The organism is Haliea alexandrii, from assembly GCF_003719295.1.
Classification (GTDB): Bacteria; Pseudomonadota; Gammaproteobacteria; order Pseudomonadales; family Halieaceae; genus Haliea; species Haliea alexandrii.
Genome location: NZ_RFLW01000001.1, coordinates 1205674 through 1218149 on the forward strand (window position 1 = coordinate 1205674; position 12476 = coordinate 1218149).

Annotated in this window: 13 protein-coding genes; 11 read left to right on the forward strand and 2 right to left on the reverse strand. The window is 61.6% G+C overall.

The annotated features are described in order from the left end of the window. Nucleotides 1–20 precede the first annotated feature (20 nt). Together EGJ68_RS05470 and EGJ68_RS05475 are read left to right on the forward strand one after the other, a co-directional pair. Complete coding sequence (locus tag EGJ68_RS05470; protein WP_123033481.1) at nt 21–1760, forward strand: nitrite reductase; 1740 nt, start codon at nt 21–23, stop codon at nt 1758–1760. 1 nt (nt 1761) lies between these two features. Then, nucleotides 1762–3048: an alginate export family protein gene (locus EGJ68_RS05475; RefSeq protein ID WP_158283512.1), complete on the forward strand. Its 1287-nt coding sequence runs from the start codon at nt 1762–1764 to the stop codon at nt 3046–3048. Between the two features lie 49 nt (nt 3049–3097). Here the strand turns inward: EGJ68_RS05475 and EGJ68_RS05480 are convergent, their stop codons facing one another. Beyond that, nucleotides 3098–3460: a hemerythrin family protein gene (locus tag EGJ68_RS05480; protein ID WP_123033483.1), complete on the reverse strand. Its 363-nt coding sequence runs from the start codon at nt 3458–3460 to the stop codon at nt 3098–3100. A gap of 157 nt (nt 3461–3617) precedes the next feature. Between EGJ68_RS05480 and EGJ68_RS05485 the strand changes: the two genes are divergently transcribed. The 3 genes from EGJ68_RS05485 to EGJ68_RS05495 are packed head-to-tail and all read left to right on the forward strand — an operon-like array spanning nt 3618 to nt 5044. Next, nucleotides 3618–4037: a DUF1330 domain-containing protein gene (locus tag EGJ68_RS05485; RefSeq protein ID WP_123033484.1), complete on the forward strand. Its 420-nt coding sequence runs from the start codon at nt 3618–3620 to the stop codon at nt 4035–4037. Nucleotides 4038–4077: 40 nt separating this feature from the next. Next, nucleotides 4078–4539, forward strand: a complete 462-nt coding sequence (locus tag EGJ68_RS05490; protein ID WP_123033485.1) for a carboxymuconolactone decarboxylase family protein — start codon at nt 4078–4080, stop codon at nt 4537–4539. Next, nucleotides 4529–5044, forward strand: coding sequence for a carboxymuconolactone decarboxylase family protein (locus EGJ68_RS05495; protein WP_123033486.1), 516 nt, complete (start codon nt 4529–4531; stop codon nt 5042–5044). Before EGJ68_RS05490 ends, EGJ68_RS05495 begins: the two co-directional genes overlap by 11 nt. Before the next feature lie 42 nt (nt 5045–5086). Here the strand turns inward: EGJ68_RS05495 and EGJ68_RS05500 are convergent, their stop codons facing one another. Continuing rightward, complete coding sequence (locus EGJ68_RS05500; protein ID WP_123033487.1) at nt 5087–6385, reverse strand: acyl-CoA dehydrogenase family protein; 1299 nt, start codon at nt 6383–6385, stop codon at nt 5087–5089. A gap of 182 nt (nt 6386–6567) precedes the next feature. On the opposite strand from EGJ68_RS05500, the gene EGJ68_RS05505 reads away from it, so the two are divergent. The 6 genes from EGJ68_RS05505 to EGJ68_RS05530 are packed head-to-tail and all read left to right on the forward strand — an operon-like array spanning nt 6568 to nt 12474. Then, nucleotides 6568–7299, forward strand: coding sequence for an SDR family oxidoreductase (locus EGJ68_RS05505; RefSeq protein WP_123033488.1), 732 nt, complete (start codon nt 6568–6570; stop codon nt 7297–7299). After that, nucleotides 7296–8321 carry a phosphotransferase family protein gene (locus EGJ68_RS05510; protein ID WP_123033489.1) on the forward strand — a complete coding sequence of 342 codons (1026 nt, stop codon included), beginning with the start codon at nt 7296–7298 and terminating at the stop codon, nt 8319–8321. Before EGJ68_RS05505 ends, EGJ68_RS05510 begins: the two co-directional genes overlap by 4 nt. A gap of 15 nt (nt 8322–8336) precedes the next feature. Next, nucleotides 8337–9950: a long-chain fatty acid--CoA ligase gene (locus EGJ68_RS05515; protein WP_123033490.1), complete on the forward strand. Its 1614-nt coding sequence runs from the start codon at nt 8337–8339 to the stop codon at nt 9948–9950. Between the two features lie 44 nt (nt 9951–9994). Continuing rightward, entirely contained in the window at nt 9995–10642 is a 648-nt protein-coding gene (locus tag EGJ68_RS05520) for a TetR/AcrR family transcriptional regulator (protein ID WP_123033491.1), read from the forward strand. 4 nt (nt 10643–10646) lie between these two features. Then, entirely contained in the window at nt 10647–11453 is an 807-nt protein-coding gene (locus EGJ68_RS05525; protein WP_123033492.1) for an alpha/beta fold hydrolase, read from the forward strand. Between the two features lie 19 nt (nt 11454–11472). Next, entirely contained in the window at nt 11473–12474 is a 1002-nt protein-coding gene (locus EGJ68_RS05530; protein WP_123033493.1) for an LLM class flavin-dependent oxidoreductase, read from the forward strand. Nucleotides 12475–12476 lie beyond the last annotated feature (2 nt).

A 12476-nucleotide genomic window follows, 5' to 3' on the forward strand; every position in this document is an offset into this window, starting at 1 on the left:
CGCGTTTAAGGGGAAGGATGATGAAAACCAACGCAAACCGCTGGAAGCAACGTGCAGGCGCAGGCCTGTTTTCCGTGACACTGGGTTTGAGCGCCGCAGCGGCGCTGAGCCAGGACAAGACTGACCACCCCGGCGTCACGCCGGGTGAAATGGCGTACAAAGGCGCGCCCGTCACGGCGGGCGACATGAAGCGCGTGATCTCGCCCGGTGCCCCGGATATGACCCAGTCCGAGTTCGAGTTGGCCACCAAGCTGTACTTTGAGCGCTGTGCAGGCTGTCACGGGGTGCTGCGCAAGGGCGCCACTGGCAAGCCCCTGACACCGGACATTACCCAGGAGCGCGGCACAGAATTTCTCAAGGTCTTGATCAACTACGGTTCGCCGGGCGGCATGCCGAACTGGGGCACCTCTGGCGACTTCACCGAAGAGCAGATCGATATCATGGCGCGTTTCCTGCAACACGAGCCGCCAGCACCGCCTGAGTGGGGCATGGCGGAGATGATGGACACCTGGGAAGTCCTGGTGCCCGAGTCCGAGCGGCCCAGCAAGGCGCAGCACTCATACGATGTGGACAATATTTTCTCCGTGACCCTGCGGGATTCCGGTGAAATTGCTCTCATTGATGGTGACAGCAAGGATATTATCACCATACTGAAAACCGGCTACGCCGTGCACATTTCACGTGCCTCGCATTCCGGCCGCTACGTATACACGATCGGACGCGACGCCAAGATCGACATGATCGACCTGTATATGAATCCACCGCAGCGCGTGGCAACGGTCAAGATCGGTCTCGAGGCCCGTTCCGTGGAAACCTCAAAGTTCCCCGGCTATGAGGACAAGATCGCCATTGCCGGCGCCTACTGGCCTCCACAGTTTGTGATGATGGACGGTGCGACACTTGAACCGACCAAGATCATGTCCACTCGTGGCATGACCGTAGACACCCAGGAGTACCACCCGGAACCTCGCGTGGCGGCGATTGTGGCTTCCCACGAGCATCCCGAGTTCATCGTCAACGTGAAGGAAACCGGCAAGATCCTGCTGGTTGACTACAGCAACCTCGATGCGCTCTCTGTGACCACGCTGGAAGCGGCGCGCTTCCTGCACGATGGTGGCTGGGATGCGAGTCACCGCTATTTTCTCACCGCGGCCAACCAGTCTGACAAGATTGCGGTGGTGGATTCCCGGGACCGCAACATCGAAGCCCTGGTGGATGTGACCAAGATTCCGCACCCCGGTCGCGGCGCCAACCTGGTCGACCCCGAGTTCGGGCCGGTATGGGTGACCTCGGCACTGGGTAACGAAAACATGACCTTTATCGGTACCGATCCGGAAAATCATCCGGAGCAGGCCTGGAAAGTCGTGCGCACGCTGAAGGCACAGGGTGGTGGCTCACTGTTCGTCAAGACACACCCCCAATCACGCAACCTGTGGGTCGATAATACGCTGCACCCGCAGGAGAGCGTGAGCCAGTCGGCGGCGGTGTACAACATCGACGACTTTGACGCGGGCTACGAGGTATTGCCCATCGCCGAGTGGGCCGGCATTGAGGAAGGCCCGGCACGTGTGGTGCAGCCCGAGTACAATGCTGCTGGTGATGAAGTCTGGTTCTCCGTCTGGAACGGCATGGATCAGGTGTCGGCCATCGTGGTTGTGGATGACAAGACACGCAAGCTGAAGCATGTCATCAAGGACCCACGGCTGGTTACCCCCACGGGCAAGTTCAACGTGTATAACACGCGCAAGGATATCTACTGAGATGGGCTTACTGCTCTTGTCAGGCAACACCGCAAAGGGGCCCTTCGGGGCCACGAGCGTTCGCGCCAACAGTCTATACGCACTGCTCTTGGGGACCACCCTGACAGCAGTGCCCGTTATTGCCGCCGACAGTAGCGGCAATAGTGTGGCTGGAATGATCAGCAATGGCAGTGCCCATCTGGATTTCCGTTATCGGCTGGAGTACGTGGATCAGGCGCCGCTCGCAGATACCGCACTGGCCTCGACCCTGCGCTCCAGGCTGACTCTGGCTTCCGCCGACTGGGCGGGCGTCTCGTTCATACTCGAAGTCGATGATGTCACGGCGATCGGTAACGACCTCTACAATTCCACCACCAATGGCGAACTGCGCTATCCCGTTGTGGCAGACCCGGAGGGCACCGAAGTCAACCGCGTGCAGGTGGACTACCGCCATGGTGATCTGCACGGCACGCTGGGCCGCCAGCGTATCCTGCACGGTAACCATCGCTTTGTCGGTAACGTGGTCTGGCGCCAGAACGAGCAGACCTTCGATGGCTTGCGCGCACAGTGGCAGCCTGCGCGCGGCCTGCAGGTGGACGCGAGTTACGTGTACCGCGTGCAGCGCATTTTCGGGCCCGATGACGGTGCGCAGCCGGCCGACTGGGACGGTGACATCGGTCTGCTGCGGGCCACCTGGTCACCGGCGGAAAAGCAGAGCCTGTCGGGCTTTGTGTATCTGCTGGATATAGACCCGGACGCCAACTTCGCACCGGGTCTCACCGTCGCCAATGCGACCGACACCGTGGGTGTCGAGTACAGCGGGCAGTGGTCGGATTTCAACCTGAACCTGGCGTTGGCGACCCAGTCTGATGCGGGCGACAATCCCGCGAATTACCGCGCCACCTACTACAACGTGGACGCCGGCTGGGCCCTGTCGCTGGCCAAGCTGGAAGTCGGTTACGAGGTGCTGGGCAGCGATAACGGGCAGGGTTTTCGCACGCCGCTGGCCACGCTGCACAAGTTCCAGGGGTGGGCAGACAAGTTTCTCGGTACCCCCGGTGACGGCATCCGGGACGCCTGGTTCGCGCTGTCGGGCAAGCGTGATGCCTTCAACTGGCGCGCGGTGTACCACGCCTTCGAGACCGATCGGAACAGCCGCAGTCTCGGCTCGGAACTGGACCTGCTGCTTGGTTGGGCGCTCACGCCCAAACTGTCACTGGAGCTGAAAGCGGCATTCTTCGATGGTGATGGCGAGCCGGCCTATCAGGATACCGACAAAATCTGGCTCACAGCACACGTCGCACTTTAAACAACACACACCTTACGACCCCGCGGTGGTCGATATACCTACCCGCCGTTCATTTGCGCGCCGAGGCGAGTATAAATGCCTCGAGCGTCTTGTCGATGCCGAATACATGGCGGCGGAGCCACTCGGTGAGGAAGGTGGCAACGACCGCCCTGAATGCGGCATCGTCCTCCTTCTGCTCCAGCAGCGACGCAATTTCCTCGCGAAACTGATTGTGCGCGGCAATGTGCTCGCTGCGTTCCGGGTAGGCGAGGGCGGTCATGTAGTGTTCCTCCAGGGCAAAGTGACTCTCCGCGTAGTCGTGCAGGTGGCGCACCACATCCGCGCCGGATTCGGGTTGAGCGATCAGGTCAAGGATCGCGAACAGCGTCTGGTGCTGCGCGTCCTGCCAGAGGATGTCACTGGTTTTTTGCATACTGAAAACATAGCTGTTCTTTCGCCGCTGTACAGAGTGCGTGGTTTAGCATGGCTACCGGCGGGCTCACAATTTTCCATCCCGGGCAGTGCGCTATACCTGAGCAGGCAGTAGCGTTAAGCTTGGCGCCTGAATAATGAACAACACTGGAGCACGTATGAGTCACAACGTCGATCCCACCCGCGAACAGTTTGATGATTTCAAGTCGCTGCCGCGTGATACGCCGATAATGATGCTGAACCTGGTTCGACTCAACGCCCAGGCTGTCTACCCCGATGGCGAGACCATCACCGGGGCAGAGGCCTACAGCCGTTACGGTGAATACAGCGGGCCGGTATTCAAGCGTCTGGGCGGCAGCATCCTCTGGCGTGGCCGGCCCGAATGTGTCGTCATTGGTCCGCCGGAGGAGCAATGGGATGTCGCGTTTGTGGCGCTCTATCCCAATTCCGGTGCCTTCATGGCCATGGTCACCGACCCGGAATACCGTGCGATCGTAGTGCACCGTCAGGTAGCGGTTGCAGACAGCCGCTTGATACGCCTGGGTCAGGCAGAGGCGGGTGCTGCGTTCAGCGCCTGATCGTGATTTGGTCAGCGCCCGTGCGCACGGGGAGTAATATATGAACTGGATTGTCGACGGCCTCGATCGGGATCAGCTGCTGGACCGCTTGCCAGCGATCAGCGGCCCTTTTCGTGAGCTGTACCAGAGTGTGTATCGGTTACCACAGGTTGCCCCTGAAACTCTGGAGCTGTGCCGTCTGCGGCTCGCGCAACTGCACCGCAGCGATGCGGATTTCGCACTGCAGGAAGTGCCGGTATCTGCCGAGCAGCGCGCCCAGCTGCAGGATTGGCCGCGCGCCACAGTTTTTACCGATGAGCAGCGCGCCTGCCTCGAGTTTACCGAGGTGCATGCGATGGACTGTAGCGCCATCACCGACGCCCAGGCCGATGCGGTCAAGGCGCATATCGGTGAGGACGGACTGGTGGCCCTGTTGCAGGCGCTGGGGGTATTTGACGGGCTGATCCGTTTGGGTCTTTTGTGGCAGGCAGCGCCTGCGGGAGTGCATCAACATGCCAGTTAGTGCGAGGGTGCAACCACCCGCGGGTAACTCCGGGAACGTCATTCGCGACTCTGCGCTGGGTATTGTGCCCGGTACCCTGGAGCCCTACCTGGCGCTGAATGCGGCGGTGTGGGACGCGGGCCCTCTGCCCGCCGCTGAAGTGGAGTTGGCACGGTTGCGCAATGCGCGCCATACGGGCTGTGTGATGTGTCAGGCGGTGCGGTATGACGTGGCGATCAGCGATGGGCTGACTGAAGAAAAAGTGCAGATGATTCGTGCGCAGGAGCCGGACGCCGAGTTGTCGCCGCGGGAGCGGCTGCTGGTGGCGTTTGTCGATCAGTACAACCTTGATCCAGCTGGCCTGGGTAGTGACTTGCGCAGTGCGTTGCTCGAGCAGTTCACGGAGGCAGAGTTGTTGCACCTCTCACTGTTGGTGGCGTGGTTCAATGGCTCATCGCGCTGTGCGGTGGCGCTGGGCGGCATGCCCGAGGCTATGCCGCGTATGGAGATCAGTATCCCCCGGTAGGAGAGCCGGCCACCGCACAGCGCGGGGCCGGATGATGGCAGCTTACTTCCCTTCGAGGAAGTGGCCGTATTTCTCCAGGGCCGCGGCGCGCTGGGTGGGGGTGTGATAGGTGGGGAACAGACCCGGGGCAGGTTTGTAGTCACGTAGCACGGTGCGCGCCACGGTGATCTTGTGCACCTCCGAGGGGCCGTCTACCACGCCGAGTTCCGGAATGTTCGCCCACATGGTCATCAACGGTACTTCGTCTGACATGCCCAGGCTGCCGTGGAGGTGCATAGCGCGATAAATCACCTCCTGCAGTATTTTCGGCGTTGCAGCCTTGATGGCGGCGATTTCCTTGCGCACCTCGCGATTGTACTCCTTGTACTTGTCGATCAGCCATGCGGTGTAGAGCACGTGTAGCCGGTATTGCAGAATCTGGGTGTAGCTGTCGGCTATCTTGTCCTGGGTCATCTGTTTGTTCGCCAGCGGCTCGCCCTTGGTGGTGCGGCTCAGTACCCGCTCACACATCATATCCATGGCTTTTTTCAGTACGCCAACGCTGCGCATGGCGTGGTGGACCCGGCCGCCACCGAGGCGCGTCTGCGCGACCAGAAAACCCTTGCCTTCTTCACCGAGGAGGTTGTCGGCGGGGACGCGGCAGTTGGTAAAGCGGATATAGGCGTGCACGCCGTCACCTTGCTCCACATAGGGGCCGACCGCTGAGTTGCGCAGGATTTCCATGCCCGGCGTGCCTTTTTCCACCAGCACAATGGACGCGCCTTCGTGGATGGGCACGTTCGGATTGGTAACCACCATCACCAGCAGGAATTCAGAGAAGCGGGCGTGGGAGGCGAACCACTTTTCACCGTTGATCACCCACTCGTCACCATCGCGCGTCGCGGTACAGGTGAACTCTGCCGGGTCGGCGCCGGCCTGGGGTTCCGTCATGGAGTAGCAGGAGGCAATCTCGCCGTCCAGCAGCGGTTGCAGGAAGCGTGCTTTCTGGTCGTCTGTGCCGAAGTGCGCGAGGATTTCAGCGTTGCCGGAGTCGGGCGCCTGGCAGCCGAACACGCTGGGGCCGAAGCGGCTGCGGCCGAGAATTTCGTTCATCAGGCCGAGCTTGACCTGGCCGTAGCCCTGGCCCCCCAGCTCCGGGCCTATGTGGCAGGCCCACAGACGCTTCTCTTTGACGATCTCGCGCAGTGGCGCCATCGCTTTGGCGGCGGGGGAGTCCGGGTCCCACGGGTCGCCGGGTTCGCGGAAAACGAGATCCAGCGGCTCGATTTCCTCGCGCGTGAAGGTGGCAATCCACTCCAGTTGCTGCTGGAATTCCGGGTCAGTCTCAAAGCTCCAACTCACGATGATATCCTTTATGGTCTGGTTTTCGGTTGAGGTCGGCTACCGCTCCCGATCAAGGTTGGGGAACCGCGCCAGCGTAGTCGGCCCTGTGGGCTTGTTTTACTTGACTTGCGTTAAGTGTAGTTTAGACTTGTTAGATGCAAACAAGCAAATAATAAACTCATCCGGGTTCGAGTGAAACAATGGTAGACGAAAAAATCTGGTTCATAACCGGTGCATCCCGTGGCATCGGACGCGCCATCGCCGAGCAGGCGTTGGCAGCGGGCGACAAGGTGGCACTGGTGGCGCGCGGCGAGGATGTCACCGCTCTGGCGACTTCGCTGGGGAGCCATTGCATGGCCTGCAGGGCAGACGTCAGCGACGCTGACGCCGTTGCCGCGGCGGTGGCCTCGGTGGTCGAGCGCTGGGGACGGGTAGACGTTGTGGTCAATAACGCGGGCTTGCACCGTGGCGGTCGCATCGGTCGCATCGCTCTGGACGCGTGGGAAAGCGTTCTGGACGTGAATCTGAAAGGCGCGGTCAATGTGATACGCGCCGCGGACCCGCACCTCGGAGAAGGGGCGGCAGTCATCAATATTGGCGCCGTGGTGGGCTTTCGTGGTTTCCCGGGCGACTCGGCGTACGCCGCCTCCAAGGCAGGGCTCGCCGGCCTTACACGCGCCCTGGCGGTGGAGTTTGCGTCTCGCGGCATCACCGTAAATCTGGTGATTCCCGGACTGGTGTTGACCGAAATGACGGGCGGGCTGTCGGACAAGGCGCTGGAAGCGATGCGACAGACGATACCCCTCGGTCGCTATGGCCAGCCGGAGGAGATTGCGCAAGTGGTAGACGCCGTGGCGCGTGCCCGCTATATGACGGGCGCCTTCGTGCCGGTCGATGGCGGCCTTATGAGCAGCTTCGGAGTGCCGGGATGAGCGCCGATCATCCTTTCGATGCGCCGCTGGCGGCGTGGATTGAGGCTGAAACAGGGCTCAAAGGGGCCCGGGTTTCGCGAGCTCTGAGCGGCGGCAACGCCAACCTCACTCTGCTGCTAGCGACCGACGACGGTCCGCTGGTTCTGCGCACCCCGCCCGAAAATGCCATCTCCGCGACATCGCACCGCGGTATCGAACGCGAGGCCACCGTATTGCGCGCCATACAGGGCCATGTCAAGGCACCCCGGGTGGTGGGCTGGTGTGAAGATGCCGCGGTCATCGGGCGACCCTTTCTGCTCGTTTCCCACGTTGACGGCATTGCGATTACGGATACTCTGCCCGCCACCTACCCGGCTACTGCCGCCAGCGTAAACCGTCTTGGCGAAGACTTGATCGACGAGCTCGCAGCAATCCACAAGGCGCCCTGGCAAACGATCGGCCTGGAGCGTCTGGGCAATCCCCAGAACTTTCTCGAGCGACAGATTACCCGCTGGCGTGCGGCGCGAGCCGAGTCTCCGGTGCGCGACCTCCCGCTTCTAGATGAACTTGCGGTCTGGCTCTTGAATAACATTCCCGCGTCCGGCCCCGTGGGGTTGATTCACGGTGACTATCATCTCGACAACACGCTGTCGCACCCGGACCGTCCAGGGTTGGCTGCCGTGATTGACTGGGAGCTGGCTACCATCGGTGATCCGCTCGCTGATCTGGGCCTGTTCCTGATGTTCTGGGGGCCGCGAGAGCTGGATCCGCCAGGATTCAGACATATTCAGGCGGTCAGCCGCTGCGAAAGTGCGCTCTCCCGTCGCGTACTGGCCGAGCGCTGGGGCGCAGCCACCGGCTTTCCGCTTACCAACCTGGATTTTTACCTGTGCTTCGCCTTCTGGCGGCTTGCAGCAATCGTCGAGGGTGCCTATAGCCTGTACTGCCAGGGCAAGGTGGACTCGGATTACGCCAGGGGGCTGGAGTACGATGTCCCTGCTCTGCTGGAAGAAGCGGCGGCAGCCGCGCGCGGCCACTGGTAAGAAGGAGCGAGTTCGATGCAGGCGACAATGATGCATATGCCCATGACCGTGCGCATGATCATGGAGCATGGTGCGGCGGTCTTCCCCGAAAGCCGGGTCGGGGTTTTCGATGGCGAGCAGACGCACTGGTCGTCCTATCGCGAGGTGGCAGAGCAGGCCGAGCGGCTGGCGGGCGCACTCGCGGCCCTCGGTATCGGTCGCGGCGACCGGGTTGCGACCTTCAGCTGGAACAACCCTGCGCACATGGAGGCGTATCTGGCGATACCCTCCATGGGCGCCATCATGCACACGGTCAACATCCGTCTGTCGGCAGAACAGGTGGCGTGGGTCATCAACCACGCTGAGAATCGTGTGGTGATTCTCGATGCCAGCCTGCTCGAACTGTTTCTGCCGGTTGTGCCTCTGCTCACGACCGTAGAGCATATTTTACTGGTAGAGGGTGACGATGCGGAGGTGGGCGGCATCCCTGCGAGCAGCTATGCCAAGGCACTGGCGGCGCAAGGTGCCAGGTTTCCCTGGCCAGAGCTGGAGGAAACCGCTGCGGCCGCTGTGTGCTACACCAGTGGCACCACCGGTAACCCCAAAGGCGTTGTTTACAGCCACAAGACCACCTTTGTGCACTCGCTGGCGTCCCGCGCAACCGACACCTTTGGCATCAACGAGCGCGACCGCATCCTGTTGCTGCCACCCATGTTTCACGCCAATGCCTGGGGGCTGCCTTACAGCGGCTGGCTCAGCGGCAGTGACTTCATTCTGCCCGGGCCGCATCTGCAGGCCGCGGGTATCGAGGCGATGATTCGCGCCGAAAAGCCGACCTTCACAGCAACCGTGCCGACCATCCTCGCCGACCTGCTGCGCGCTTCCCGCGACACCGGTCTGCAGATGGCTAGCTTCCGCATGCTGGTCTGTGGGGGCGCTGCGGTCGCACCGGCGCTCATTGATGCCGCGCGCGAGCGGTGGGGCGTGCCGGTGTTGCAGGGTTGGGGAATGACCGAGACCAGCCCGCTGTGTCATCTGTCCCACCCGCCGCGGGAACCGGGCCCGGATGGTGAAACGCCCTGGCGCGCCAAGAGCGGCCGACCGGTACCCGGTGTCCAGGTACGTGTGGTAGACGCCGATGGCCATGAACTGCCACACAATGGCCGCGACGTGGGTGAACTGCAGTTGCGCGGCCCGTGGATAACGGGCGCCTATCACAACAATAAAGCCGAAGACTCCTTCACGGCAGACGGCTGGCTGCGCACGGGCGACGTCGGCCATATTGATGCAAAACACTTTGTGCAGCTTACTGACCGAACCAAGGATGTCATCAAGTCCGGCGGCGAGTGGATTTCTTCGGTGGACCTGGAGAGCGCACTTCTGGCGCACCCCGCCGTGCGCGAGGTGGCGGTTATCGCCACAGATGATGAGCGCTGGCAGGAGCGTCCATTGGCTATCGTGGTTGCAGAGTCGGAGGTGGCGCCAGCTGCACTGCGGGCTTTTCTCGCCGACCGGGTGGCGAAGTTCTGGATTCCCGAGTACTGGTCGTTCGTTGACGATATTCCCAAGACCAGTGTTGGCAAACTGGACAAGAAAGTCTTGCGTGCGCGGCATGCAGCCGGAGAATACCCCGTCGACTACGTGAAATAGCGGCGCCGCGTACTGTGCGCGTCGCAGGATTGGGAGAAAAGCGGATGACAGCAGCAGGGAAGCGGGCAGGGGAAACCAGTACGCGTCGCAGAACGCAGGCGGAAAGGACGGCGCTATCCGACAAGCGCATGTTCGAAGCGGCCATCCAGCTCATCATCGAACGCGGTACCGAGCGCACCACACTGAAGGAAATTGGCGAGCTCGCCGGCTATAGCCGCGGCCTCGCGCATTCCCGCTTCGGCTCGAAAGAGGGTTTTCTCAACAAACTCTTTGTGCGTTTTGACGGACGCTGGAAAGCACATCTCAACAGTTACGTGGGCGGCAAGACGGGTATTGAGGCCGTGATCGGCGCACTGGATGCGTTGCGCGATTTTCTCACCGCCGAGGCGAGCTACATGCGTGCCATGTACATCCTCTGGTACGAGTCGCTGGGTCACGATTCAAAGATCCGTAACAAGCTCGCCGATCATCATCGCATTTACCGGGAGGATGCCGCGCGCTGGGTGCGCCTGGGAATCCAGGACGGCGAAATCGATCCGGTGATCAACCCGGAGCAGTTCTCCGTACAGTTCAATGCCTTCATTTTCGGCCTTATCTATCAGTGGCTGGTAAACGCCGAGGCCCTGGACCTGCATGCCGTGTTCAGTGACTACGAAAACAACATAAAACGACTTCTCAGCAACAAGGAGTAATGGCATGTCCTACCTGCAGACTGATTGTGGCAAGAGCGTATATTTCGAGGATTATGGTGAGGGCAGCAGCGCGATACTGCTGATTCACGGATGGGGCTTCAGCTGTCGCGCCTGGGACAATACGCTGCCGCCGCTACTTGCCGCTGGGCACCGGGTGATCATGCTGGATCACCGCGGCTGTGGAGCGTCCGATAAAGATTTTGCCGATCTGGGCATCAACGCCATCGCCGGCGATGTAGTCAGCCTGGTCGACAAGCTCGGCCTCGACTCGGTGGTATTGAACGGCTGGTCTCTGGGTGGTGCAGTGGCGGTGGAAGCTGCCGATCGCCTCGGCAGTCGTTGCAGAGGTTTGGTGCTGACTGGCGGCGCCACACCCATCTATGTGCAGAAACCCGACTTCAAGGCGGGCGGCACTGAGGCCGACATGGCCGGCACGGTCGCTGCACTGCAGGCCGATCGCATCGGGTTTCTTTCCGGCCTGGTGCACGCGGTGTGTGCGAAAGAGGTATCGCCTGCCATTACAGACTGGATGTGGCGTGTGTTCTGCCAGGCCTCACCCATGGCCCACGTTACGCTCGCACAGCTGGCGCCGCTCGATCAGCGCGCGCAGCTTGCGGCACTGGATATCCCCATCCTCTCCTTCGTCGGCAGCGAAGACGGCTTCGTGGCCCCGGATATCTGTCGCTGGGTGGGCGGCCATAACGCCAGGGCGCGTGTGGTGGAATACGAAGGCGTTGGACATGCCCCGTTCATCGAAGTGAAGGAAGAGTACAACCGCGACCTGCTGGCCTTTCTTGCAGACATAGCTTGAGCCTGGGAGGGCGCAAAACATGACATCGAATGTGAATTACGGACTCTGGTACGACTTCCGCAACCCGGCCCCCTGGCAGGAGAACTTCGAGAGTTTTTATGCCAGCCGCCTGGGGCAGATCGCCGATGCAGAGGCGCTGGGCTTCAACTCGGTGTGGCTCACCGAGCACCATTTTTGTGAGGACGGCTACACCCCTTCGCCACTGGTGATAGCCGCGGCGATCGCCGCGCGCACGCGCGCCATGCATATTGGCACCAACCTCATGTTGCTGCCCCTGCATGACCCGGTGCGCATGGCGGAGGACGCGGCGACGGTGTCCCTGCTGAGCGGTGGACGTTTCGACCTTGGCGTGGGCATTGGCTACCGGCAGCTGGAGTTCGATCAGTTCGGGCGTCAGCTCTCCCACCGGCCCAGCCTGGTGGAGGAGGGGATTGAAATCCTGCGGCGTAGCTGGTCGGGTGAGCCGGTCAACTTCAGCGGCAAACGCTTCACCGTGGGTGACCTGAAAGTACTGCCGGCGCCGGTGCACACGCCGAAAATCCTGCTGGGTGGCATGGCGCCGCCGGCCATTGAGCGGGCCGCCCGCGTGGCCGACGGATTCCTTTCCACGGGTGGACTGGGTCTGGACAACTACTGCGAAGCACTGGTCTCCCAGGGCAAGTCGCTGGACGACGGCAATGTGATTCTCGGCTGCTGGGCGATCATTGCGGAAGACCCGGAGGCAGAAGCGGCGCGCATAGCCGATCACATCCTGTATCAGACCAATGCCTACATCCAGTGGGGCGCGTTTGGCCCGCCGGACCAGGCAACGCTGTATGACGATGTGTTCTCGGCTATCGAGAACGGCCTGTATGAGCTGTGGGACGCGGATATGGCCGTATCCAAGCTGAAGACGCTGGTGGCGGATTATCCTATGATCCGTGACATCCACTTCTGGGCGCAGTTTCCCGGCGAGCCACTGGAGTCAGGTAACCGGCGCCTGCAGTATATTGCGGAAAAGGTCCTGCCGCGGCTGCGCTAGGG